This is a genomic window from Kribbella sp. NBC_00482, assembly GCF_036013725.1.
Taxonomy (GTDB): domain Bacteria; phylum Actinomycetota; class Actinomycetes; order Propionibacteriales; family Kribbellaceae; genus Kribbella.
This window is the reverse complement of record NZ_CP107881.1, coordinates 5,652,293-5,676,372: the sequence shown is the minus strand read 5'-3', so window position 1 is coordinate 5,676,372 and position 24,080 is coordinate 5,652,293. Positions and strand designations below refer to the sequence as shown.

The 24,080-nt window shown below is 68.9% G+C and carries 19 protein-coding genes; 5 read left to right on the top strand and 14 right to left on the bottom strand.

The features are described from left to right. Nucleotides 1-79 precede the first annotated feature (79 nt). The 5 genes from OHB24_RS27675 to OHB24_RS27655 form a co-directional block, all read right to left on the bottom strand. Entirely contained in the window at nt 80-1,267 is a 1,188-nt protein-coding gene (locus OHB24_RS27675) for a glycosyltransferase family 4 protein (protein WP_327633773.1), read from the bottom strand. Next, entirely contained in the window at nt 1,267-1,683 is a 417-nt protein-coding gene (locus OHB24_RS27670; RefSeq protein ID WP_327633772.1) for an adenylyltransferase/cytidyltransferase family protein, read from the bottom strand. Before OHB24_RS27670 ends, OHB24_RS27675 begins: the two co-directional genes overlap by 1 nt. Next, complete coding sequence (locus OHB24_RS27665; RefSeq protein ID WP_327633771.1) at nt 1,683-2,408, bottom strand: CDP-alcohol phosphatidyltransferase family protein; 726 nt, start codon at nt 2,406-2,408, stop codon at nt 1,683-1,685. The genes OHB24_RS27670 and OHB24_RS27665 overlap by 1 nt, the downstream gene beginning before the upstream one ends. Continuing rightward, entirely contained in the window at nt 2,405-2,839 is a 435-nt protein-coding gene (locus OHB24_RS27660; protein ID WP_327633770.1) for an adenylyltransferase/cytidyltransferase family protein, read from the bottom strand. Before OHB24_RS27660 ends, OHB24_RS27665 begins: the two co-directional genes overlap by 4 nt. 70 nt (nt 2,840-2,909) lie before the next feature. Further along, complete coding sequence (locus OHB24_RS27655) at nt 2,910-4,103, bottom strand: glycosyltransferase (RefSeq protein ID WP_327641112.1); 1,194 nt, start codon at nt 4,101-4,103, stop codon at nt 2,910-2,912. A gap of 82 nt (nt 4,104-4,185) precedes the next feature. On the opposite strand from OHB24_RS27655, the gene OHB24_RS27650 reads away from it, so the two are divergent. Next, nucleotides 4,186-5,898: a right-handed parallel beta-helix repeat-containing protein gene (locus tag OHB24_RS27650; RefSeq protein WP_327633769.1), complete on the top strand. Its 1,713-nt coding sequence runs from the start codon at nt 4,186-4,188 to the stop codon at nt 5,896-5,898. Nucleotides 5,899-6,028: 130 nt separating this feature from the next. After that, on the top strand, nt 6,029-7,597 hold the full coding sequence (locus OHB24_RS27645; protein ID WP_327633768.1) for a right-handed parallel beta-helix repeat-containing protein: 1,569 nt from the start codon (nt 6,029-6,031) through the stop codon (nt 7,595-7,597). Here OHB24_RS27645 and OHB24_RS27640 read toward each other — a convergent pair. Genes OHB24_RS27640 through OHB24_RS27615 form a run of 6 tightly spaced genes read right to left on the bottom strand, consistent with a single transcriptional unit; the run spans nt 7,575 to nt 13,999 of the window. Further along, entirely contained in the window at nt 7,575-8,960 is a 1,386-nt protein-coding gene (locus OHB24_RS27640; RefSeq protein ID WP_327633767.1) for a mannitol dehydrogenase family protein, read from the bottom strand. The two genes, OHB24_RS27645 and OHB24_RS27640, sit on opposite strands and share 23 nt — an antisense overlap. Next, on the bottom strand, nt 8,957-9,802 hold the full coding sequence (locus tag OHB24_RS27635) for an ABC transporter permease (RefSeq protein WP_327633766.1): 846 nt from the start codon (nt 9,800-9,802) through the stop codon (nt 8,957-8,959). Before OHB24_RS27635 ends, OHB24_RS27640 begins: the two co-directional genes overlap by 4 nt. After that, on the bottom strand, nt 9,799-10,677 hold the full coding sequence (locus OHB24_RS27630; RefSeq protein WP_327633765.1) for an ABC transporter permease: 879 nt from the start codon (nt 10,675-10,677) through the stop codon (nt 9,799-9,801). Before OHB24_RS27630 ends, OHB24_RS27635 begins: the two co-directional genes overlap by 4 nt. After that, nucleotides 10,674-11,732, bottom strand: a complete 1,059-nt coding sequence (locus OHB24_RS27625; RefSeq protein WP_327633764.1) for an ABC transporter ATP-binding protein — start codon at nt 11,730-11,732, stop codon at nt 10,674-10,676. Before OHB24_RS27625 ends, OHB24_RS27630 begins: the two co-directional genes overlap by 4 nt. Next, nucleotides 11,729-12,946 carry an ABC transporter substrate-binding protein gene (locus OHB24_RS27620; protein ID WP_327633763.1) on the bottom strand — a complete coding sequence of 406 codons (1,218 nt, stop codon included), beginning with the start codon at nt 12,944-12,946 and terminating at the stop codon, nt 11,729-11,731. The genes OHB24_RS27625 and OHB24_RS27620 overlap by 4 nt, the downstream gene beginning before the upstream one ends. A gap of 57 nt (nt 12,947-13,003) precedes the next feature. Next, on the bottom strand, nt 13,004-13,999 hold the full coding sequence (locus OHB24_RS27615) for a LacI family DNA-binding transcriptional regulator (protein WP_327633762.1): 996 nt from the start codon (nt 13,997-13,999) through the stop codon (nt 13,004-13,006). Nucleotides 14,000-14,141: 142 nt separating this feature from the next. Here OHB24_RS27615 and uxaC point away from each other — a divergent pair, with 142 nt between their 5' ends. Continuing rightward, a complete protein-coding gene (gene uxaC, locus OHB24_RS27610; RefSeq protein WP_327633761.1) occupies nt 14,142-15,548 on the top strand; it encodes a glucuronate isomerase in 1,407 nt (468 codons plus the stop codon). A gap of 2 nt (nt 15,549-15,550) precedes the next feature. Here the strand turns inward: uxaC and OHB24_RS27605 are convergent, their stop codons facing one another. Next, complete coding sequence (locus OHB24_RS27605; protein WP_327633760.1) at nt 15,551-16,993, bottom strand: hypothetical protein; 1,443 nt, start codon at nt 16,991-16,993, stop codon at nt 15,551-15,553. Nucleotides 16,994-17,103: 110 nt separating this feature from the next. Here OHB24_RS27605 and OHB24_RS27600 point away from each other — a divergent pair, with 110 nt between their 5' ends. After that, nucleotides 17,104-18,627 (top strand): right-handed parallel beta-helix repeat-containing protein, encoded by a 1,524-nt coding sequence (locus OHB24_RS27600; protein WP_327633759.1) that lies wholly within the window; start codon nt 17,104-17,106, stop codon nt 18,625-18,627. Here OHB24_RS27600 and OHB24_RS27595 read toward each other — a convergent pair. Both OHB24_RS27595 and OHB24_RS27590 read right to left on the bottom strand, forming a co-directional pair. After that, entirely contained in the window at nt 18,613-19,893 is a 1,281-nt protein-coding gene (locus OHB24_RS27595) for a hypothetical protein (protein WP_327633758.1), read from the bottom strand. The two genes, OHB24_RS27600 and OHB24_RS27595, sit on opposite strands and share 15 nt — an antisense overlap. A gap of 5 nt (nt 19,894-19,898) precedes the next feature. Beyond that, entirely contained in the window at nt 19,899-21,524 is a 1,626-nt protein-coding gene (locus OHB24_RS27590; RefSeq protein ID WP_327633757.1) for a Wzz/FepE/Etk N-terminal domain-containing protein, read from the bottom strand. 176 nt (nt 21,525-21,700) lie between these two features. Here OHB24_RS27590 and OHB24_RS27585 point away from each other — a divergent pair, with 176 nt between their 5' ends. Further along, nucleotides 21,701-23,929: a LamG-like jellyroll fold domain-containing protein gene (locus tag OHB24_RS27585; RefSeq protein ID WP_327633756.1), complete on the top strand. Its 2,229-nt coding sequence runs from the start codon at nt 21,701-21,703 to the stop codon at nt 23,927-23,929. Nucleotides 23,930-24,080: the final 151 nt, after the last annotated feature.

Here is a 24,080-nt window from a genome sequence, read left to right as displayed (position 1 = left end):
GCTCATATACGAGCAGAGAACCCAGCACATGACGGGTTATCCCCCCTCGTGTTGGCTCGGGGCGGGGCGGGCGGTGGGGTTAGTGGGAGACGCGGGCGGGGGTGTACCAGTCGGCTAGTAGGTCGGGGAGGCGGTCGGGGCCCCAGCGGTCTACTGGGGTGATTCGGCCTTGCAGCGTGGCGAGGCCTTTTGCGAGTTCGCCTACTACGTCGCCTTGCCAGGGGACGGTGATGCCTTCGTCGGGGCCGACGATGACGGCGGGGCCGCCGCGGTCCACGCAGACAACGGGGCAGCCGGAGGCGAGGGCTTCGGTGACGGCCCAGCCGGCGGCTTCGCGGAAGGCGGGGGCGAGGAGGGCGTCGGCGCGGAACATGGCCGCCAGGACCTCCTCGCGCGGCAGGGCGCCCATGAACTCGACGCGGTCGCGCACACCCAGCTGCCACGCGAGGCGCTCGGCGCGTCCCCAGTCGGGGCCGTCGCCGATGATGCGGAGCTCCCAGTTCGCCGCCTCGGGACGAGCGAGCGCGCTGATCGCGATCAGGACGCCCTTCCACGGGATCAGCCGCCCGACGAACAACGCGGTCTTCACACCGGCGGCACCGAACGGCTCATAAGGACCGGACGCGGTGAATCGCCGGATCGCCACGTTCGGCTGTACGACGATCTCCCGGGCGTACGGCGCGAACGCCTCCGCGACGTCGTTGTTCTGGGCAACCATCAGGTCAGCGGTCTGCGCCATCCGCCGCCCGGTCGCACGGCGCCGGAACCCGGTGTAAGCACGTCGTACCAACTCGCCCAGTACGCCACTCGCACCGAGCCAGTGCGCCATCGACAGCGGCGCACTCGTCGACCCGCCGACCGGCCCCCAGATCACCTTCGCCGACGACGGCTCGACCACGCCGGCGCCCATCCAGTCGACCGCGAAGGTCAAATGATGGATCACATCGAACGACTGTTCCGCATGCAGGCGCCGCGCCGTACGACGCGCCAGCCCTTGCCACAGCGGGTAGTACCAGTACACGTCCGAAGGCCGTCGCCGCAGCCGGAGAATCCACCGAGGCATCTCCAGCGGTACGACGGTCAGACCGGGTACCGGCCGCGCCGCGAGCTCTTCCTCGATCTCGTGCACGAACTTGCCCCGGGTCAGCAGCCAGACGTCGTGGTCCCGCGCCGCCGCCTTCGCCCACGCCCACCCGGCGCCCGGCTCGGACCCGCCCGTCGGCCGGCAGGCGTACGCGCTGAGCAGTACCTTCGGCCGGCCGTACATCAGCTCATCCCCTCCAGGAGCCTGCGCAGATCTGTGCTCGAGGTGGAGGCGGTGTACGGGAAGTAGTGCACCTGTGCGCCGACCTCACCCAGCAGCCTTTCCAGTCTCTTCCCCTTTTCCGTTCCCTTCCAGTCATCGCCCTTGAAGAGAACGTCGTACCGCAGCTGCTGCCACATCTCGAACTTGTCGCTGGACCAGTCGCTGACGACCTCGTCGACAAGATCGAGCGCTCGGATGACATCCATCCGTTCCTCGTGCGGCACCACGGGCGGCCGGCCCTTGATCCGGGTCACCACGTCGTCCTCGACGACGCCCGCGATCAGGTGGTCGCAGTGCTCGCGGGCGCGGCGCAGGATGTTCAGGTGCCCGATGTGGAACATGTCGTACACCCCGGGCGCGTACCCGACGATCGCCATCAGGCGCGCACCCCCAGCACGGCCATCTCCCGGTACCACTTCCCGACCGCGGCCGCGAGGAACAGCAGGTTCAGCGCCAGCAGAGCGCCGTACAGGACGACGAACAGCGACGGCGTACCGAAGGCGAGGAAGACCAGGCACAGTACGCCGTAGTCGGTCGGTGCGATGAGCAACGACTTCACCACCGAGTCGCCGCGCGCGTTGGGGTTCGAGGAAGCGCCGTGCCGCCGGCGCAGCTGGTCGATCAGGATCAGCCCGAAGAACAGCACCGACGACATGCACACGTACGTCAGCGGGATCAGCAGCACGAGATCGTTGTCAAAGGCATCGAAACGGTAGAACGAGATCAGTACGGCGCTGTGCAGCAGCACGATCTTGACCGCGTCGATCATGTGGTCGAGCCACTCCCCCAACGGCGACCCGCCGCCACGGAGCCGGGCCAACTGCCCGTCCGCGGAGTCCAGCCCGTACCCGAGCACGAGCAACAACGTCACCACCAGCGCCAGGCCGAGTGACGGGCGTACGCAGGCCAGCAGCACGATCCCGACCAGCGAGCAGAACCCAGACGCGAGGCTCACCTGGTTCGGTGTCCGCTTCCCGAGGAACGCCGCGGCCGCGAACACCCGCCCGATCCGCCGGTTCACGAACCTCGAGTACGCCGGCGTACCGGCCGAGGGCTTCTGCGCCTGGGACAGCTGCGCGACAGTCTCCCGCAGCCCACTCATGCGACGTTCGAACTGCGGGACTGCCGCTGGTCGATCGCGGCGCGCAGGATCGGGCTGCGCGAGCCGCGGCCGGCGGGCAGGACGGTGATCAGCCCGGCCGGGATCCCGGCGAGCTCGTCCACGCCCAGTACGCCGTCGGTGCCGGCAGCGAACACGGTCTGCACCCCCAGTACGCCGGTCAGCCACTCGGACCGTACGTCGTCCACGGCAACCACCTCGTCGACACACCGCAGGTGCTCGACGATCTGCGCCCGCTCGAGCAGCGGCACGAACGGCCGCCCGCCCCACGCGTCCAGCGCCCAGTCGTCGGACAGCACCGCCACCACGAGCCTGTCGCAGTGCCGCCGCGCCCGCTCGAGCACGTCTACATGTCCTACGTGGAACAGGTCGAAGACCCCGGCGACGCATCCCAGCCGCGGCGCACTGCCCACACTGCCATCCCCCAACACGAACTCCTGAATTCCGTCAGACCCGACGCCGCCCCCTGCGTCGACCGCGACTTTATACCCGTCGTCCCGTGCGCGCCCGGCCGCTGGCGGAGTGCCGGGCGATCGCATCGGTGTAGATCCTTTCCGTGGCCACCAGGTCACGCTCCGGTGTGAAGCGTTCCAGGTAGACCTGACGGGCTCGTTCGCCGAAGGCTATCGAAGTCTCGGGATCAGCCACCAACCCGATCGCCTTCCGTAATCCTTCCGGATCGCCGGGCGCGGTCAGCGCGCCGGATTCACCGTCGTCGACGAGCTCCGCGAGCGCCCCGAGCCGGGACGCGACCACGGGCACCCCGTGCGCGAACGCCTCCACCACCACGAGCCCGAAGCTCTCATACGAACGTGCCGGTACGACGGCGGCGCGCGCGGATCGCAGCTGCTTCATACCGTCCGCCCACGGCAGTTGACCAAGCACCTGAATCGACAGGTCTGTCCGGGCCCGTTCCTCGGCCGCTGCCCGCAGCGGTCCGTCGCCCACGACCACCAACCGGCCGAGCGACGAGTCCCACGCCTGCAGGAGATCCGCGAACCCCTTGTCCTCGCTCAACCGCCCGAGGAACACCACCGCATCCCCCGCACCGCTGCGCACGGCACCCGAATGCGGTACGGCGTGCGGCTTCACCACGAACCGTTCCGGGTCGAACCCGGCCGCGGCATACCGGTCCCGCACGAACTCGGACGGTACGACGAACGTCCCGACGTACCTCTGCCAGGTGTGCAAGGCGTTGTGCACGCCGATGCTCGTCGCCAGCGGCAACGTCTGCACGCGCGAGTCGCGGTAGCAACTGTGCTTCACGGCCGCCAGCGGCACCTTGCCGATGCAGGACTCGCACGGTCCGCCGTCACGCTGCAGGACGGCGTTCGCACACAGCAGCCGGAAGTTGTGCAGCGTCGCCACGACCGGAAGATCCAGCCGGTACGCCGCTCGCAGCACCGAGGGACTGAACAGCGGGAAAGTGTTGTGCACATGCACCACATCGGGCCGCTGAGCTTGCAATAGCTGTGTTAAATCGCGTTCCGCCGAAAATGACCAAACGGAACGGAACGGTAACAGTGCGCGATCTTTTCGCCCCATCTCAGCGATGTCGTCGCTGTTCCGGGCGTACAGATCGATTTCATGTCCTGAGTTACGCAACAAATCAACCGTTTGCGCGACAACCGTGTTCTCACCACTGGGTTGACCGGTCCGGTAACGGTTGTGCAACATGGCGACCCGCATGGCACTACCTTAAGTCCCGCAGCAATCGCAGATGGCTACACCTGGTCTCGCCCGCTCCCAGGAGAGTGCATTGAGGAAGTTGTGGTTCGCAGCGCTCATCGCTGCGGCGGCGGCCGTTGTCACGGTCGCGGTGCCCGTCATCGCCAACGAGAACAAAGCAACGACCGCGGCGAAGTCCGAGGACGCCGAGCAGGTCGCGTCCCGAGTACTGCCCTCGCACCGCCCGGGCAAGACCACCACCGCGAAGCCCGGCACGACCCAGCCGAAGGCCACAGCCACGACCGCACCGTCGAAGAAGCCCGGTACGACGACGCCTCCGACCCGCAAGCCGACCGCGTCGGCGACGCCGAGCAAGACGGTCGAGCCCACGCTCCCGAAGCCGCCCGGCGTCGACTCCGACGAGGCCGGGCCCGCCGTCGCCGGGCCGTGCGTCGGCACGGTGATCAAGCCCGGGCAGAACGCCCAGTCGATCGTGAACTCCAAGCCGGCCGGTACGACGTTCTGCTTCGCGGCCGGCCTGCACCGGATCAGCGACACCATCCGCCCGAAGGCGAACCAGGTGCTGGCGAGCGCGCAGCGCGCCGTACTCACCGGGTCGGTTCCGCTGAGCGGGTGGGCCAAGTCCGGGTCCGTCTGGGTGGTGCGGGGCGCGCTGCCGTCGGCGTACGGCAAGAGTGGTGAGTGCGAGGACAACAAGTCGAACATCTGCTACCTGCGGGAGCAGTTGTTCCTCGACGACACGCACCTGACGCGGGTCGGGAGTGTCGCGGCGGTCAAGGCCGGCAAGTTCTACGCCGACTACGCGGCGAACGCGATCTATCTCGGCAGCAACCCGGTCGGTCACGAGGTCGAGATGTCGAAGACCGCGACCGCGATCGAGTCCGGCGCGACCGGCGTCGCCGTGCGCGGCCTCACCATCGAGCACTTCGCCAGCGCACCGCAGGCCGGGGCCCTCGTCTCCGGGCCCAGCTGGAAGGTGACCGCCAACGACGTCCGCTGGAACCACGCGGTCGGTGTGATGCTGGTGAAGGCGAACAGCACCAAGGTCGACAAGAACCTGATCCACCACAACGGCCAGCTCGGCCTCGGGCAGTACAGCTCGGCCGCGGCCGCCGTCACCCGGAACGTGATCAGCTCCAACAACACCGACGGTTTCTGGATCGCCGACTGGGAGTCCGGCGGCATCAAGTCCACCCGCTCCTCCGGCACCGTCAGCGGCAACGTGATCAAGTCCAACCTGGGCATCGGGATGTGGGCCGACGTCGCCGACGACGGCCGGGTGATCAGCGACAATCAGATTGTCGGCAATGCGGCGGACGGCATCCGGTACGAGATCAGCCGCAACGGCACCATCGAAGGCAACACGGTGACCGGCAACGGCTTCGGCACCGGCCGCGGATCCGGTACGTCGCTGTGGGACGGCGGCGGGATCAATGTGAACACCTCGACCGGAGTCACCATCAAGGGCAACCGGGTCGCGGGCAATGTGAACGGCGTGACGATCCAGTCCCGGACCCGTGGCACCGGCCCGTGGGGCACCTACCTGCTGCGCGACATCCAGGTCAGCGGGAACACCATCGAGATGACCGGCGGCACGCAGGCCACCGGCATGGTCCAGAACTCCGGCGCCGCGGTGCCGGCCGGTGAAGTGGTGTTCAGCGGCAACAAATACGTCCTCGACGACCTCGGCACCCAGCGGTTCGCCCGGTTCGGCACCAAGCTCACCGCGGCCGGCTGGCGGGACGCCGGCCTGGACACGATCGGCAGCTTCCTCGCGAACTGACCGCTTGCCATTCGCAACATGTTTGTGCGCTACGTATTGCCATGACTACGTGACGTGGGGGTAACGTGCGTAGCGAAGCCGCGCCATGGGGGGTGCGCTCAGGGCTACCTGTGCCACCGGAGGCTCCGCTATGAGGACAGCAGTTGTTGCAGTTGTTGCAGTCGGCACCAGTCTGGTTGCCGTCGGCCCCCTGCCTGCCCAGGGCGCCGAAGAACCACCTACCGCCGTGCCACCGGCCGCCGTGCCGCCTGCTGACGGGACGTTCCGGACCGGGCCCGCGGTCGCGCCCGCCTGCAGCGGGGTGCCGATCCGGACCACCGACAACGCCGCCCGGATCGTCGACGACGCCCCGACCGGTACGACGTTCTGCTTCACGGCCGGCTGGCACCGGATCACCGAGACGATCCGGCCGAAGGCGGACCAGGTGCTCGCCGGCAACAGCGGCGCCGTACTCACGGGATCGATCAGGCTGACCCGCTGGACGGCGAACAACGGCGACTGGGTGACCACGGGTGTCCTGCCACCGGCGTACGCGCAGACCGGGCAGTGCGAGGACAACACGGCGAACGTCTGCTATCTGGGCGAGCAGCTGTTCCGGGACAGCAAGCACCTGACCCGGGTGGCGACACGCGACAAGGTTGCTCCCGGCACCTTCTACGCCGATTACGCGGCGAACGCCGTCTACCTGGGCAGCGACCCGGCCGGGCACTCGATCGAGATGTCGAAGACGCAGACCGCGATCGAGTCCAGCGCGACCGGTGTGACCGTCCGCGGGCTGACGATCGAGCACTTCGCCACCCCGCCGCAGGGCGGCGCCGTGGTGCTCGGCCTGGGCTGGAAGGTGATCGCCAACGACATCCGCTGGAACCACGGGGTCGGCGCGATGCTGGTGAACGCGGACGGCGCCGTACTCGAGAAGAACCACATCCACTCGAACGGCCAGCTCGGCATCGGTCAGTACAGCACGCTGAAGGCAACCATCGCCTCCAACGAGGTCAGCTACAACAACACCGACGGCTTCTGGATCGCGGACTGGGAATCCGGTGGGATCAAGACCACCTGGTCCAGTGGCGGCTGGGTGAGCGGAAACCTCATCCAGTACAACCGCGGGGTCGGGCTGTGGAGCGACGCGTACGACGACAGCCGCACGTTCAGCAGCAACCAGATCCTCGACAACGCGGCGGACGGGATCCGCTACGAGATCGGCCGCAACGGCGTCATCGAGGACAACGTGGTGAGCGGCAACGGTTTCGGCACCGGCCGCGGATCCGGTACGTCGCTGTGGGACGGCGGCGGGATCAACGTGAACACCTCGTCGAACGTCCAGGTCCGCGACAACGTGGTGGCGAACAACGTGAACGGGATCGCGATCCAGTCCCGGACCCGCGGCTCCGGGCCGTGGGGCACCAACCTGCTCCGCGACATCGTCGTCTCCGGCAACCAGGTGACGATGCGCGGCGGCACCACCGCGACCGGCATGGTGCAGAACGCCGGCGCGGTGATCCCGGCCGGCGAGGTCACGCTGAACGACAACACCTACATCCTCGACAGCCTCGCCGCCGAACGCTTCCAGAAGACCGGCCAGTGGTACACCGCCAAGCAATGGCGCACCACCGGTCAGGACACCACCAGCGCCTTCACCCTGGGCAAAGCAGTCCTGGACGCCACCGGCATCCTCACGATCCTCCCAACCAGCTGACGTGGTCGACGAGGAGGTCCCGGAAGAGCTGTGAGTCGCGCAGGTCGGGGGTGAAGATGGTGTCCACCGCGAGGAGGGCGTCGACTAGCTTGGCGGGGTCGGCGAGGCCTGCGACGGCGGACTTGAGGCGGTCGGACTGGGGGTCGTCCAGGTCTGGGGTGCGTTGGACGTAGACCATCCAGGCGGCGACGGCGAGGGAGATCGTGCGGGGTTCGGCGCCGGCTGTCAGGCGGTCGCGGACTGTGCCGAGCATGCGGACCGGCAGCTTGACCGAACCGTCCATCGCGACCTGGCGGGTGCGGTGCTTCAGGGCCGGGTTCTCGAACCGTTCCAGCACGGTCGCGCCGTACGCGGCCAGGTCCAGCCCGTCGGGTGGCGTGAGGGTCGGTACGACGTCGTCGGTCATCAGCTGCCGCGCGAGTCCGCCCAGCTCCTCGTCGCGGACCGCCTCGGCGATCGTCTCGTAGCCGCGCAACGCACCGAGGTACGCGAGCATCGAGTGCGTAGCGTTGAGCATCCGCAGCTTGGCCTGCTCCCACGGCTCCACATCGCCGGTGAGTACGGCGCCGCCGCGCTCCCAGGCGGGCCGCGCGCCCGCGAAGTCGTCCTCGATCACCCATTGCAGGAAGGGTTCCGCGACCACCACGGCCTCGTCCCGTACGCCGAGCAGCCGAGCGGCCTCGTCACGGTCAGCGTCGGTTGTCGCCGGCACGATCCGGTCGACCATGCTGGCCGGGAACCGCGTCGCCTCGAACGTCGCGGGGACCTTGCCGAGCGCATCGAAGTACTCGGTCACCAACGTCCGCAGGAAGGGGCCGTTGGCAACCAGGTTGTCGCAGGAGACGATCGTCAACGGCTCTTCGCGACGGGCGATCGCCGCGGCCAACTGGCCGACGACCGTGCGCGGCGGGCGGCCGGTCAGGTCAGCCTGGATCTCTGGGTCGTCCAGGTTCAGCCCGGCGCCCGCGGCCCGATACCCCTTCTCGGTGACGGTCAGCGTCACCACCGACACCGCCGGGTCCGCGATCCGCGCGACCACTGCCTCCGGGTCCTCGGGCGCGGTCAGCACCTCGCGGATGCTGCCGATCACCTGGACCGACGGCTCACCGAGACCGCGCTCGAGGACGGAGTACAGACCGTCCTGCGGTGCCAGCTGATCCCGGACGGTGGCGGAGCGCTGGCTCACGCCGGTGATGCCCCACCGGGTCTCGCCGGTCTCGACCGCCGCCCGTTCGGTGACGACGGCCTGGTGGGCGCGGTGGAACGCACCGATCCCGAGATGGACGATGCCGACCGACAACGCCTTCGGGTCGACCGCGGGGGCGACGGGAAGGTTGGTGAGACTCAACCTGCTCGAATTCATTCGGAGGGTTCTTCCTTCACTCGGGCGACCAGTTGGGTCGGGTTGACGAAACGCAGCGCTACCACCAGAAGTACCAGCATCATCGCGGTGTAGATCACGGCCATCGCGTCGACCGACTGTTGCGCCCGGATCCCGGCCGCGGACATCGAGTAGTACAACGCGACCACGAGCGTCTGGGAGTCCGGCCCGGCGGTGAGGAACGTCAACTCGAACATTCCGACCGTCCGCACCAGCACCAGGATCGCCGAGGCCAGCAGGCCGGGGACGAGCAGCGGGGCGAGGATCTTCAGGAACACCGCGCGCGTGCCGGCGCCGAGCATCCGGGCCGCGTCCTCGATCCGCGGGTCGACCTGCTCGATGAACGGCGTCATCGTGAGGATCACGAACGGCACCGACGGCACCAGGTTCGCCAGCACGACACCGGACAGATGCCCCGCGAACCCGAACTTGTAGAGCACGGTCGCGAGCGGGATGCCGTACGTGATCGGCGGCATCAGGATCGGCAGCAGAAACGTCAGGTACACCAGCCGTTTGCCGGGGAAGTTCTTCCTGGCCAGCACGTACGCCGCGGGCGCGCCGACGAGCACCGACAGTACGACGACCAGCGCGGACACGAGCAGCGTGACGACGATGACGTGGAACAACGTGAATTCTCGCCACGCGTCGCCGTACCACTGGGTGGTGAAACCGCTGGGGAACCAGGTGTCGAACCACTTCTTGCCGAACGAGCTGACCAGTACTGACAGCACGATGCCGGCGAGGTTGACGAAGAAGAACACGACGACGGCCCAGATCACCCACCCCAACGGAGTGGCACGAACAGGCCTGAATTTCCGGCTCATCCCTTGCCTCCCGTCGATCCGGTGTAGAGCCGCGACCGCCACAGCAGCACGATCGCCACGACGACCAGCTCCACTGCGCCCATCACCATCGCGATCGCCGACGCGTAGGAGTAGTCGTACTGCTCGTACGCCGCCTGGTACGCCGCCAGCGAGATGACGCGGGTGGATCCGGCCGGGTTACCGACCAGGACCGCGGACGGGAACACCGAGAACGCGAGTACGAATGTCAACAAAAAGGTTGTCGCCAATCCGGGTGCCAACAACGGGAGGGTGATCCGCCGGAACCGCTGCGCGCGCGAGGCGCCGAGGGTCGCCGCCGCCCGCTCGAGCGTCGGGTCGATCCCGGACAGGTACGACAGCACCAGCAGGAACGCGAACGGGAACCCGGTGATGACGAGCGAGAAGAACACGCCCCAGTAGTTGTTCGTGAGGCGGATCGGATCGTCGACAATGTGCAGGCTGAGCAGGACCCGGTTGAACCAGCCCGTTGGACCGAGGTAGTTGAGCAGCCCCTGCGCGGTGAGCACGGTCCCGAGGGTGATCGGTACGACGAGGATCGTGGTCAGCAGCCGCTTGCCGCGGAACCGGCCGCGCAGGCGGAACGCGATCGGTACGGCGGCCAGCACGTTCAGCAGCGCCGCGGGGAGCGCGATCTTCAACGTGGTCGCGATCGTGTCGCGCTGGTACGCGTCGCTGAAGAACTTGTCGTAGTTGGCCAGCACGCCGCCGCCCTCGGCCGGCTGGAACGACAGGCTCAGGCCGTAGAGGAACGGGTAGACGAACAGCAACAGGACGAAGATCGTGGCCGGGAGCAACAACCACAGGCGGCGGTCGACACCGCGCTCGGCCAGCCGGTGCTGCCAGGTCGCGCTCATGACGGATACACCAGGAGCCGCCCGGGCGTGACGGTCAGCGCCACCTGCTCCCCCGCCTCGACCCGCCGCTCGGTCCGGACGTGCAAGCGAACCGCATCTTGAGCCCCGTCGCTCAGCACGACCTCGACCGCGCGCTCGCGGCCCTGGTACTCGACGACCTCGACAAGCCCCTTCACGCCTTGGTCCGCGAGCTTCACGTCCTCCGGGCGCACGGCGGCGATCACGTCGTCGCCCGGCGCGACAGCACCCTGCGCGGACCCGCGGATCGCCGTACCGGCGAGGTCCACGGTCACCTGGTCGCCGTTCATCTGCGACGCCTTCAACGGCAGCAGATTGCGGTAGCCCATGAAGTCGGCGACATGCCAGGTCGCCGGCTTGGTGTGCACCTCCTCGGGCGTGCCGATCTGCTGCACCTTGCCCAGGCGCATGACGACCAGGCGGTCGGCCATGCTGAGCGCCTCCTCCTGGTCGTGCGTGACGTACACGGTGGTCAGCCCGAGCGACTGGTGCAACCGGCGGATCTCGGTGCGCATCTCGAGCCGGAGCTTGGCGTCCAGGTTGCTCAGCGGCTCGTCCATCAGCACCAGCGACGGCTCGAGTACGGTCGCACGGGCGATCGCCACCCGCTGCTGCTGACCGCCGGACAGCTGGCCGGGCAGCTTGCTCGCGTGCTCGGTCAGCTGCACCACCTCGATCGCCTCGGCGGTCCGGCGCCGGACCTCCTCTTTCGACAGGTGCCGCATCCGCAGACCGAACGCGATGTTGTCGCGGACGGTCAGGTGCGGGAACAGCGCATAGTTCTGGAACACCATCCCGAAGCCGCGCTTCTCCGGCGGCAGCGTGTCGATCCGCTGGTCGTCCTGCCAGATCGCGCCCGCGGTCAATGGGAGCAGCCCGGCCAGGCAGTTCAGAGCGGTCGACTTGCCGCAGCCGGACGGACCGAGCAGGGCGATGAACTCGCCCCGCTCGATAGTCAGATCGAGCCCGGACAGCGCATCCGCCGCACCGAACCGGCGGCTGACACCGTCGAGCCGGAGCTGGTCGAAACCGCTCATTGGCCCTTCACCTTGCTGCCGCCGACCTCGCGGTCCCACTTGTCGAAGGCAGCCACCAGCGCCTTCGCGTCCAGCGGAACCTCTGTCGGATTGTCGGCAATCAGTTTGTCGTATTCAGGCCGACCGAACTCCGAGATCGCGTCCTTGCTCTCCTGCGGCGCCTGCGACAACTCGACGCCCTTGATCGCCGGCCCCGGGTAGAAGTAGCCCTTGTCGTACGCCTTGGCCTGCTGCTCGGGCGTCAGCATGAACTGCAGCAGCTGCAGGATCGCCGCCTGCTTGTCCGTCGACACACCCTTAGGTACGACGGCGTAGTGCGCGTCGGTGACCCAGTGGAAGCCCTCGATCGGCGTGATCGCGGCCTCCTTCGGGACAGTGCCGAGAACGCGCGGGTTGATGTCCCAGCCCGTCGTACTCGCGATGATGTTGGCCGAACCGTTGGCGAGCGCCTTCATCGTGTCGGCGGTGCCGGACGGGTAGAAGTCGACGTACTGGTTGAGCTCCTTGAGGTACGCCCAGGTCTTGTCCCAGCCGTTCACCGGGTCCTTCGGGTCCTTGTCGCCAAGGATGTACGGCAGGCCCATCAGGAACGTGCGGCCGGGGCCGGAGTTCGCGGGCCGGGCGTACATGACCTTGCCCTTGTTGGCCTTCGCGTAGGCGAGCAGGTCGGCGGCGGTCTTCGGCGGCGACGCGACCTTCGACGGCATGTACTCGAGCAGCGGGCCGGACGGGTAGTAGGTGACAGTCACCCCTTCCTTGCCGCCCAGTTCCTGCATCTTCTGCGCGGGCGGCAGGTAGTCCTTCATCCCGGGCAGCCGGTCGGAGCACTTCGTCAGCAGGTCGGTCCACAGGCCCTGCTCCCGGCCGGCGGCGAGACCGTCGGTGCCGGTCAGCACCACGTCGATGTCGACCCGGTTCGCGTTCTGCTGGGCCTTGATCTTGCCGGCCAGCTCGGGCGCGGGTCCCTTCGAGTACGTGACCTTCGAGATCACGTCCGAGTGCTGCTTGACGAAGTCGTCGATCATTCCCTGGGTCAGCTGCAGGTTGCCGGCCACGTCGAGGACGTTCAGCGTCACGGCCTTGGCCGGTTTGTCCGGTACGTCGCCACTGCTCTCGGTGGCGGGTTTGTTCGGCGCCGGGGCGCCGCAGGCGAGCAGCCCGGTCACCATGGCCAACAGGCCGGTGGCCGCGATCAACTTCCGCTGCAGATGCATCGGATATCTCCTCGGATCAAGGGCGGCCCGGCACAGCGTCACCACTGGCCGGGTTGATCACTTCTGTGGTGCTGGTCCGGTCGAGTCCCGGACGATCAGTTCCCCGTGCAGCTCCCCGTGCTTCGAACCTTCGGCCGCGCTCTCCGGGTCGTCGAGCATCGCGAGCAGCAGCTCGACGGCGATCCGTCCGGCCTCCTGCTTCGGCAGCCGGACCGTGGTCAGCGCCGGCCGCGCCATCCTGGACATCGCGATGTCGTCGACCCCGACCACGCTCAGGTCGCCGGGGACCGAGATGCCGCGGCTGTGCAGGCGGGCCAGCAGACCGATCGCGACCAGGTCGTTGTAGGCCACGACCGCGGTGGCTCCGGTCGCGACCACCTGGTCCGCGGCCGCCATCCCGCCTTCGTACGTCGGCGCGAAGTTGCCGACCGGCGCGAGCTCGGCGTGCAACGCCTCGACCGCGTTCCGCAGGCCGAAGCCGCGGTGCTGGGTCGACCAGGACGTCGCCGGCCCGCCGACCCACGCGATCCGGCGGTGGCCGAGGGCAACGAGATGGGCAACGGCCTGCCGCATCCCGTCCTCGTTGTCGTAGGCAACGCCCGGCAGACCGACGGCGGTGCGGTTGACGAGTACGACGGTGGTGTCCTGGGCGATCGCCGCCAGTTCCTCGTCACTCGCCCGCGGCGAGCACAGCACGACACCGTCGACCTGCTTCGACAGCGCCCGCACCAGTCCGGCCTCGGCCGCCGGGTCCTCGTCGGTGTCCGCGACGAAAACAGCGACGTCGTGGTGGCGGGCTCGCGCCTGCACGCCCTTGGTCAGGCTGGCGAAGAACGGGTTGGCCAGGTCTGGCACGACCAGGCCGATGGTTCCGGTCCGGCCGGTGATCAGCCCGCGGGCCGCCCGGTTCGGCTCGTACCCGAGCTGCTCGACCGCGGCCGCGACGCGGGCCCTCGTGGTCGCGTTGACCATCTCGGGCAGCGAGAGCGCGCGCGAGACCGTGGACGGCGATACGCCGGCCAGCCGCGCCACATCCCGGATCGTTGCCGCCATGGTCATCTCCTCAGGGGTCGCGGACGAGTCTGCAATCGGTTGCAGTTTGTGTCAAGCGGTCGACCAGCGGACGCTACCTTGTGCTGACAAGCGCCGACTGCAATCCTTTGCAGAACACGTTTCAGCCCACCACGGAGGACCCATGCCGAAGGCCCTGCAGCCTCATCCGGACCGCGCCCTGCCGGCCGGCGCCGCGCGGGACATCGCCCGCCGGATCCACGCCTCGACGAAGGACCTGCCGCTGCTGTGCCTGCACGGTCACGTCGACATCGGCCTGTTCGCCACCGACGCGCCGTTCGGCAACCCGGCCGAGCTGCTGGTCGTGCCGGACCACTACGTGACCCGGATGCTGGTCTCCCAGGGCGTCTCCCCCGACAAGCTCGGACTCCCCCGCCGCGACGGCAAGCAGACCGCCGAGCCGCGCGAGATCTGGCGGGAGTTCTGCACCAACTGGCACCTCTTCCTCGGCACGCCGAGCCGCTACTGGCTCGAGCACGAGTTCGCGGAGGTCCTCGGCCTCACCGTGCACCCGTCCGCCGAGACCGCCGACGAGCTGTACGACCAGATCATGGCCCGCATCGCGGAGCCCGAGTTCCGGCCGCGAGCACTGCTCGACCGCTTCAACATCGAGCTGATCTCCACCACCGACGCGGCGACCGACGACCTCGCCCAGCACGCGAAGCTCGCCGCGGACCTGCCGGGCCGCGTGGTCCCCACGTTCCGGCCGGACGCGGTCGCCCACGTCGACCGGGACGGCTGGCCCGCGCTGATCACGCAGCTCGGCGCGCTGGCCGACGTCGACACCTCGACGTACGACGGGTTCCTGCAGGCGATCCGGCAACGTCGGCAGGCGTTCATCGCGGCAGGAGCGCGCGCCACCGACCACGGTCACCTGAGCGCGGCCGCCGTACCGCTGACCGATGCGGAGGCCGGGCGGATCTACGCCGGTGCGTTGAAGGGTGACGTGACGGCCGAGGACGCGGCGGCGTTCGCGGGGCACATGCTGTACCAGTCGGCGGTGATGTCGGCCGAGGACGGTCTGGTGATGCAGCTGCATCCCGGCGTACTGCGGGACCACGATCCGGCGATCTTCGCGACGTACGGGCCGGACCAAGGCCACGACATCCCGGTGACGACCGAGTTCACGCGGTCGCTCCGGCCGCTGCTCGAGCGGTTCGGGCACGCCGATGGCTTCCGGCTGGTGCTGTTCACCGTCGACGAGACCGTCTACTCGCGGGAGCTGGCACCGCTAGCCGGCGTGTATCCCGCGGTGCGGCTCGGTGCGCCATGGTGGTTCCTGGACAGCCCGGACGGCATGCGCCGGTTCCGTGAGCTCGTCACCGAGACGGCCGGTTTCTACAACATGTCAGGCTTCGTCGACGACACCCGCGCGTACCTGTCGATCCCGGCGCGGCACGACCTCGCTCGCCGGATCGATGCCGGCTACCTGGCCGACCTCGTCGTACAGCACCGGCTGGACGAGGACGACGCGACGCAGGTCGCGAAGGCACTCGCCTACGACCTCGCCCGGGACACCTACCTCTCCTGAGGTCAGCGTCCCCAGGCTTCCGGCGCCCGCTTGGCGCCGCTCTCCGGAGACCAGCCATCGGGGCGGGAGCCGGCGGCCGTGCCTGATGCGGCCGGCCGGCCCTCCCAACCTGTGGAGGATCTGCCGATGGCATCAGCAGCAGAGTGGTAGGCGTCGACCTCAGCCACGACTCTCGTGATCTCGGCCTCACCGCCGGCCTTCTCGGCCAGATCTCCGAAGGTCCGGATGATGTCCTCGGGCGCCGACCGGTACGGCGTGCCGGGCCCTTGGTAGAACCCGTACCGGCTGATCATCTCCCCGCCCAGGCCGGAGAGGGCGACGGTGGATCCGGTCCGCTCGTTCGTGACCTGGAGGTTGGCGCCCCCGGCCGTGCCGTCCTGGAACGGAGACTGCTGGAAACCTCTGCTCTGCTGCACCTCGATCGAGTACCGATGGTCGTCGGCTCCGAGGTAGTCCGAGACACCGAAGCGGGTCGAGGCCCCGGCCGCCGTCCGGACGGTCTCGCCCACTTCGGCGTGGGTCAGGCCGAGCTTCCGGACCACGTCGTTGTCCCGCGCCATCGTCCGGAGCAGCTGGTCGTTCCGGCCGAGAAACCCGTCCTGAGAAGTATCGAAGTCGACGGGTCCGCCGAAGCCGGACGGGCGCATCCACCCCTCGAGTTGCCCGACGGAGTGGCCGTTGAGCTCGGTCAGGGCGAGGATCGACTCGGTGTCGTTCTCGCCGCCGACCACGAACCCGGTCGGCCCCACGGATCGCGACACCTCGGGCAGACCGAGCTCCGCCGAGGTCACCGCACGCGTCATCTCTGCGTCGACCGCGTTGAGACTGGGCGCGACCACCGAGTACGACATCCACTCGCCGTCGAGCCGGAGGGCGTCGATCGTGGACTCCGGCGCCTGCACCACTCGATCGACCTCGGACCCGCGGATCACGTCGTCCATGCCGTATCCACTGGCCGGGGTGTAGAAGGTCAGCGTGCCGTCCTGAAGCACGGCCGTCATCGCGGCGTCGTCGCGGGTGTACCGCCAGGCGCCTTCGGACAGTGGCTCGAAGCCCGAGTCGACCAGTTGGCGGTCGAGCGAATGGTTGCTCGCGGCCACAGCCTCGAGCGCTGCCGCGGTCGACTCACCGTCGGGCCCCCACAGTCCGCCGCTGCTGTTCTTGCTCCACTGCCGGTCGGCCGCCTCCTGCCCGGGGGTGAGCTGCCGGTAGGCAAGCATCACCCCGCCGCCGTACGAGCTCGGCGCGACGACCAGCGCCGCCACCTGTTCGGCGCGTAGGTCCAGTCCCGGGGTGTGCAACCGCAGTCCGTCGGAGCCGGACTCCACCAGGAATCCGGCCGCGAGCGCGAGATCCTGGCCGATCGGCTCGATCCCTGATGCAGCGGAGGTTGTCTGACGATCCTCGCGAGGACTCGATTGCGAGAACCTGGTTCGGCGGGCCATGGGCGGAAACCTATCCGATGCCGAAGTTCAGGGCGTGCGTCGCGGTGCGGTCCTCTGGGCGAGTAGGGTCCGGGGAGCCTGTACGCCGGGGTGGTCGGAAAGGGATGTTGATGAGGGGTCGTGGTGTCGCGGCGGGGGCCGCGCTCGGACTACTGCTGCTGTCGGGTTGCACAGACGAGGGAGGCGCTCCCGAGCCGTCGAAGCCCGCGCCGACCGTCACGGTGACAGTGCCCACAGCTCCCCCGGCTGCGGCCGCTGCCGTGCTCGGGCCGACAGGGCCGAGTACGGCGAAAGCCTGCACGGGAACCGTTGTCGCGGTCGGTGTGGACCCGCAGCCGATCATCGACGCCGCGCCTGAAGGCAGCACGTTCTGTTTCACGAAGGGCGTCCACCGGCTCACGCGAGCGATCCGGCCCCGCACGGGCGACACGCTCGCGGGCGACCCCGGCGCCGTACTGAGCGGTGCCGTCCGGCTGACCGGATGGAAACGGGCCGGGAACGCTTGGACAGTGCAGGGTGTGCTGCCGGCGGCGTACCCGCTGAAGGGCCAGTGCGAGGACGACAAGACCAAACCATGCCAACGAGGCGAGCAACTGTTCGTCGACGGCAAGCACCTGACCCGCGTGATGAGCCTGAGCCAGGTGAGGCCGGGCACGTTCTTTGCCGACTACCAGGCCAACGTCCTCTATCTCGGCGACGACCCCACCGGACACGTCACAGAGATGTCGCGCACGCAGACCGCGATCGACAAGTCGGCCGACAAGGTGACGGTGACCAGCTTGACGATCGAGCACTTCGCCAGCCGCCCGCAGGCGGGCGCAGTGCAGGCCGGCACGAGCTGGAAGGTGACCGCCAACGAGGTCCGGTGGAACCACGCCGTCGGCATCATGGTGATCGAGGGCGACAACGCCGAGGTCAGCCGGAACACGGTCGCCGACAACGGGCAGCTCGGCATCGGCCAGTACAAGTCCGTCGGCGTCCGGATCAGCGCGAACCTGGTCACCCGCAACAACACCGACGGCTTCTGGATCGCGGACTGGGAGTCGGGCGGGATCAAGTCCACCCGGTCGTCCGGCGAGGTCAGCGGCAACGACATCGTCGCGAACCGCGGCATCGGGATGTGGAGCGACATCGCGGAGTACGACCGCCGGATCACCGGGAACCGGATCCGCGACAACGCCGCGGACGGGATCCGCTACGAGATCAGCTACGCCGGCGTCATCGAGCAGAACGTCGTACAGCACAACGGTTTCGGCACCGGGCGCGGCTCGGGCGGAACGCTCTGGGACGGCGGCGGCATCAACGTCAACACGTCGTCCGACGTACAGGTCCGCGGCAACCTGATCCAGGACAACCGCAACGCGCTGTCCATCCAGTCCCGCACCCGCGGCGACGGGCCGCGCGGCACGTACGTCCTGCGCAACGTCCTCGTCGAAGGCAACCTGATCGTGATGACCGACACCGCCTCGTCCCTTGGCGTGGTGGAGAACAAGCGCTCCCCCGCGCAACCTGGCGCCATCACGTTCCGCCGCAACAGCTACCAAGGCGCCGATCGTTTCGCCTACCGCGGCAAGACGATGACCTGGTCCGAGTGGCAGCAGTCCGGCTTTGACCAGGACTCAGTGAGTAGCTGAGGCCCGTCTTCGCTGTCGGAGGCGGTCGCCGTCGCAGATCGCGGCGGCCACGAGCAGGTGCACCGTCATCGAGGACAGGTCGGACAGGCCGCTCTCGTTGAGCGACGCGGCCGTGACGTACCCGAGCAGCAAGGCGCCACAGGCCCGGATGTACGGCGTCGGCGCGCGCAGGACCGACACCCACGCCGCGATCAGCGCCACCGCGACGATCGCCACGGCCAGAAGACCGGTCTCCCAGTAGAGCCCGAGCCAGCTGTTGTCGATCGCCATCACGTCGACGTCGCCTTCACCGCGGGTGAGCAGCACGCGTTTGTTGCCGAGTCCGTGGCCGATGATCGCGGTCTGGATCGACACCTTCTCGTCCAGGACCGCCTGCCAACTCGTCGTACGGCCGCTCAGCGAAGTGATCTGCTGCGTGCCCTGGCCGCGCAACAGCCAGGTGTGCAACGACCCGATGGTCAGGAACGCGAGGCCGAGCAGCCCTGGTACGGCGAGGCACGCGATCCGGCCGGGCCATGTCTTCCGGGTGATGATCAGTGCGATCACGAGGCCGAATGCGACCGCGGCGGCCGACGTACGGGTCCGGCTGGCCGCGATCAGGATGCCGCCGAGGCCGATCAACGTCACCGCGGGCAGCGTGGACAGCTTCCGGCAGACCAGGCCGATCAACGCCAGCCCGAGCAGGATCGCCCCGACCTCGCCGACGCGCGGCGGCAGCATCGGGATGAGGACGCCCTGCAGCCGGTACCCGGCGCCGAGGGACCGCAGCGGCCGCCACGCCTGCGAAGGGGCGACGGCCAGACTCAGTACGACGGTTGCCGCCAGCAACAGGTGGGCCCACAGATGAGAGCGAACCAACCGCTCCGGCACCTGCACCAACGGTCCCCACAGCAGGAAGAGCAGCACCAGGCCGATAAGGAAGCGGGCCAACCGGGTCAACGGCCCCATCGGCTCCGCCAGCAGGAACGCGGTCGCGCACGCGAACAGCACGTACATCACGTACAGCCAGCTGGACGGATTCACCCGGGTCCGGAACCCGGGCTTGGTCGCGGCCAGTGCGACCATGAAGACCGCCCCGAGCAGCAGCCCCTTCGCGATGCTGTTCGTGGACCCGGTCGTGCCCTGCGGCGCCGCGACCCGCGACGACCAGGGCTGTACGCCGAGCACGAACAGGCACCACAGCATCAGCCAGAACCAGGCCGGACGCTCGCTCTGACCCTCGACCGTGCCCGGTACTGCCGGGGCCAATCGCGTCCCAGAAGGCATGGACATCAGCGCATCGGCTGCGCGCCCGCGTCCAGCGGCTTGTAGTTCAGCGGGATCCCGAGCGTCTCGTCCTGTGGCGAGGTGCCGATCAGTACGACGCCCAGCACCGGGGCGCCGGCGAACTGCAGGGCACCCGTCAGCCGCGCGACGTCCATCTCCTTGTCGAGGCCGACCTGCACCACCAGCACCGACGCGTCGACCGCCGCGGCGAGCGGCGTGATGCCGTGCCGCCCGACGGAAGCCGGACCGTGGATCACCACGGAGTACCCGGGCGGCAGGTCCGCGACGATCCCCGGGACCAGCGACGGACCGACCGCCTCGGCCGTCTCCTCGTGGTTCAGCCCCGGCGGCAGCACGTACAGATCCGCGACGGTCCCCGGCCGGAACAGCTTCCGGGCCCGGATCGCGCGGGTCGCGGCCGGCTCGTTCACCAGGTCGGTGAGGCCTTCGTGCCCGGTGAGATGCGGGAGCACCGGCGTACCTTCGATATCGGCCAGCACCAGCAGCGTCTCGCGGCCGTCGCGGGCGTTCGCCTCGGCCATGGCCAGCGCGATACCCGCGGAGTTCGGCGTCGGGGACGCCGACACGACCAGGAGCGCGCCCGGGGCGCCGGCGGCGAACGCGCGCGGGTTCAGCTCGCGCCGCGCCAGCGCACCGCTCGCCTCAGCGCCGAGCGCGGTGATCTCGTACTGCGGGAGCTCCGGAGCGGACCGCCGCCAGACCCGCCGCCGATGTCCCTCGGACGCCGCGATGACCGGCGCGGACGACGCTCGCGCCGCCTGGTCGCGGGTCAGGATGTACGGCGTCAGGTGCGACCGCAGCAGCGCGAGACCGAAACCGAGGACCAGGCCGAGGATCCCGCCGACGAGGATGTCGCGGGCAACCATCGGCGACGAACTGGCCGTGTCGGTCGTCGCCGGTGTGACCAGCTGGCTCCCGGCGCCGACGGTCGACAGCGCCTTCAGCATCGCGGCCGCGTCGTCCGCGGCCTGCCGGGCCTCGGTCGCCAGGCCGACGCGCTGGTCGCGCAGGGCGGCCGCGGTCTGGTTGTCGCCGCGACCGACTGCCTCGTCGATCTGGCTGACCAGGCTGCGGGACTGCGTGGTCGCCGTCTTCGACCGGGCCTGGGCCTGCTCGGCCAGGTTGGTCAGCAGCGACTTGGCCTCGGTATTGCGCTGCGCCAGGTAGATGACCGCGATCGCGTTCGCCCGGTCGACCGCCTTCTGCGCGGTCGGGCCGTCGGTGGTGACCAGGTAGGCGTTGTCGGTGACAGCCTTCACCCGCGTCACCGCGGCCAGGTCCTGGATGGTCTGGTCGTTGTCGGGCATCCCGAGCGCCTTGACCACGGCCTTGAGCAGCGTGGGGCTGGCCATCACCCGGGCCTGGGTCTCCGCCGGCAGGTCCATGCCCAGCGGGCCGCTCTTGTCCGCGGACGTGGACAGCTTGCCGACCAGCGCCGGCGGCACCGCCGGGCCGATCACCAGCTGGCTCGAGGCGGTCCAGCGCTCGGTCTGGGAGAGCGCGAACACGGAGGCGCCGAGCAGCCCGAGCAGGATGCAGCCCATGATCAGCCACTTCTGCCGCAGCAGCGACTGAGCGGTTTCCCGCCAGACCACGGTGCCCGGTTCCATTCCCAACCTCCAAGTCGGCGCCGCCTCACTCTGTTCGGCGCCAGCGACCCAGGATATCCACAGGTGGGGACGAGGTACTCACGCGATCTCGTCCTGTGCCCTACTCTCTTCCGGGGGGATATCTGAGGTATCAGGCGCCTTGTGCGCCGATCATGTCCAAGGGGGGACATCGCTACATGACGAAAACACGGCTGTTCACGCGCCTGGGGATCGTGGGCACTCTGCTCGCCGGGGCGCTGGTCGTCACGCTCGCGCCACCGGCGCACAGCGTCGAGGCATCGCTCGCGGCAGCCAACAGCTCGACCTGGCAGACCAACGCCAGCGTCCAGGGCCTCGCGGTCGCCGCCGGCAAGGCGTACGCCGGAGGACGCTTCACCACTGTCCGCCCGCCGGGCGCCGCGCCCGGGACCGGCGAGGTCGCCCAGGCGTACCTGGCGGCTTTCGACGCGGGCACGGGCGCGCTGGTCAGCACGTTCAACCCGGTGCTGAACGGTCAGGTCTACGCGGTCGCCGCCTCCGCGGACGGCTCCCGGATCTTCGTCGGCGGCGACTTCACCACCGTCAACGGCCAGACCCGGAACCGGATCGCCGCCTTCGACACCGCCACCGGCGCCCTGGTCGCGAACTGGAAACCGTCCGTTTCCTATCGGGTCAAGACCATCGCGGTCTCCGGTACGACGGTGTACTTCGGCGGCTCGTTCGGCCTGGTCAACGGCGTGGACCGGCTGCGGCTCGCGGCCGTCACCACCGACACCGGCACGTTGTTGCCGTGGGCCCCCGCGACGAACGGCGACGTGTACGCCGTGGACGCCGCCGACGGTGACAACGGGGCGTCCAAGGTGTACGCCGGCGGCCAGTTCAGTACGGTCAACGGCACCACGCAGAACACCGTGACCAGTCTCGACCCGGTCAGCGGCGCCGTACTGCCCTTCCCCGGCGCAACCGCCGTACCGCCGCCGAACGGGTCCTGCACGACCCGGGTGAAGGCGATCGACGCCAGCGGCGACACGGTGTACTTCGGCAACGGCGGTGACGGCGGCGGGTGCTTCGACGGCACCTGGGCGGTCGACATCGCGACCAACACGCTCAAGTGGAAGAACCAGTGCCTGGGCGCGACCGAGGCGGTCAAGGTCGTCAACGGCTGGCTGTACAAGGGCTCACACGCCCACGACTGCGCGAACCAGGGCGCCGGCGGCTTCCCGCAGGGCTTCGGGTACCGCTTCCTGCTGAGCGAGAAGCTGACCGACGGCACGCTCGGGCCGTGGTTCCCGAACACCGACGCCGACCCGAACAGCGTGACCAACGTCGGCCCGCTGGCGTTCGCGACCGGCGGCAACGACCTGTGGGCCGGAGGCGACTTCCTGAACGTGAACGGCGTCGGCCAGCAGGGCCTGACCCGCTTCACCAACGCCACCCCGGGCGCGGCCCCGGCCAAACCGGCCAAGCTGCTCCCGTACAGCGTCCAGCCCGGGGTGGTGCAGATCCACTTCCCGACCGTCGTCGACAACGACGACAGCACGCTGACCTACCGGCTGCTCAAGGGCTTCAGCAACACCACCATCGCGACCTGGACGGCGAAGTCCACGCCGTGGGACCGGCCGTGGCTGAGCTACACCGACACCACCTCGGCGCCGGGTGAGGTCACCAACTACCGCGTCGAGGTCACCGACGGCAGTACGACGATCCGCGGCAACTACTCCGACCAGATCACGGTCGCCTCGGCGGCGTCGACGGCGTACGACCAGATCGTCAACGCGGACGGGCCGCAGGCCTACTGGCGACTCGGCGAGCCTGCCGGTACGACGACCTCGGTCGACGCCTCGGGGCAGAGCAACAACGGCACGTTCAGCGGCGTGACGCTGGGCGGCGCCGGCGCGATCGCGGGCAACACCGCGATGACGACCAGCTCGAGCAGTGGGCGGATGGTCGGCGAGAAGGCGTACAGCTTCCCGCAGCAGTTCACGGTGGAGGCCTGGGTCAAGCAGAGCGGCGTCGGGCGCGGCGGCCGGATCATCGGCTTCGGCAACTCGAAGACCGGCAACAGCGGCGGTGGCGGCGACCGGATGCTGTACATGCGGACCAACGGCTCGGTCGTCTTCGGCGTGAACGACGGCTCGCAGCGCACGTTGACCAGCCCGTCCGGCAAGAACGACGGCCTCTGGCACCACGTGGTCGGCAGCTACGACAACGGGATGATGAAGCTGTACGTCGACGGCGTCCTCAGCGGAAGCGCACTCGTCGGCTCGGCGTCGGTGTACTACGGCTGGTGGCGGGTCGGCTACGACCTGACCAACTCGTGGCCCGGCGGCGGAGCGACCCAGACCGGAATGGGCATCGACGAGGCGGCCGTCTACCCGTACGCACTCGCTCCGGTACAGGTCCAGTCTCACTATGCAGCAAGGTGAGCTGTGTTTTCTGAGTGAAAAGGCGCCTTTCTGCAAGTTCTAGAACAAACTCATAACGCGGGTAGGAGGTCTGCTTCCGGTAGGCCTCCTACAGCGGTAATGTCCGCCGCTGGTGCGTGATGAGGCACGCACTGTTACACCCCCGCCTGTG

Bases quoted from the DNA above. Each gene is read 5' to 3' on its own strand.
- OHB24_RS27635 (WP_327633766.1), bottom strand. From the start codon at position 9,802: ATGAGCCGGAAATTCAGGCCTGTTCGTGCCACTCCGTTGGGGTGGGTG.
- OHB24_RS27665 (WP_327633771.1), bottom strand. From the start codon at position 2,408: ATGAGTGGGCTGCGGGAGACTGTCGCGCAGCTGTCCCAGGCGCAGAAG.
- OHB24_RS27655 (WP_327641112.1), bottom strand. From the start codon at position 4,103: ATGTTGCACAACCGTTACCGGACCGGTCAACCCAGTGGTGAGAACACG.
- OHB24_RS27600 (WP_327633759.1), top strand. From the start codon at position 17,104: ATGAGGGGTCGTGGTGTCGCGGCGGGGGCCGCGCTCGGACTACTGCTG.
- OHB24_RS27595 (WP_327633758.1), bottom strand. From the start codon at position 19,893: ATGCCTTCTGGGACGCGATTGGCCCCGGCAGTACCGGGCACGGTCGAG.
- OHB24_RS27670 (WP_327633772.1), bottom strand. From the start codon at position 1,683: ATGGCGATCGTCGGGTACGCGCCCGGGGTGTACGACATGTTCCACATC.
- OHB24_RS27590 (WP_327633757.1), bottom strand. From the start codon at position 21,524: ATGGAACCGGGCACCGTGGTCTGGCGGGAAACCGCTCAGTCGCTGCTG.
- OHB24_RS27615 (WP_327633762.1), bottom strand. From the start codon at position 13,999: ATGGCGGCAACGATCCGGGATGTGGCGCGGCTGGCCGGCGTATCGCCG.
- OHB24_RS27605 (WP_327633760.1), bottom strand. From the start codon at position 16,993: ATGGCCCGCCGAACCAGGTTCTCGCAATCGAGTCCTCGCGAGGATCGT.
- OHB24_RS27675 (WP_327633773.1), bottom strand. From the start codon at position 1,267: ATGTACGGCCGGCCGAAGGTACTGCTCAGCGCGTACGCCTGCCGGCCG.
- uxaC (WP_327633761.1), top strand. From the start codon at position 14,142: ATGCCGAAGGCCCTGCAGCCTCATCCGGACCGCGCCCTGCCGGCCGGC.
- OHB24_RS27625 (WP_327633764.1), bottom strand. From the start codon at position 11,732: ATGAGCGGTTTCGACCAGCTCCGGCTCGACGGTGTCAGCCGCCGGTTC.
- OHB24_RS27640 (WP_327633767.1), bottom strand. From the start codon at position 8,960: ATGAATTCGAGCAGGTTGAGTCTCACCAACCTTCCCGTCGCCCCCGCG.
- OHB24_RS27585 (WP_327633756.1), top strand. From the start codon at position 21,701: ATGACGAAAACACGGCTGTTCACGCGCCTGGGGATCGTGGGCACTCTG.
- OHB24_RS27645 (WP_327633768.1), top strand. From the start codon at position 6,029: ATGAGGACAGCAGTTGTTGCAGTTGTTGCAGTCGGCACCAGTCTGGTT.
- OHB24_RS27620 (WP_327633763.1), bottom strand. From the start codon at position 12,946: ATGCATCTGCAGCGGAAGTTGATCGCGGCCACCGGCCTGTTGGCCATG.
- OHB24_RS27630 (WP_327633765.1), bottom strand. From the start codon at position 10,677: ATGAGCGCGACCTGGCAGCACCGGCTGGCCGAGCGCGGTGTCGACCGC.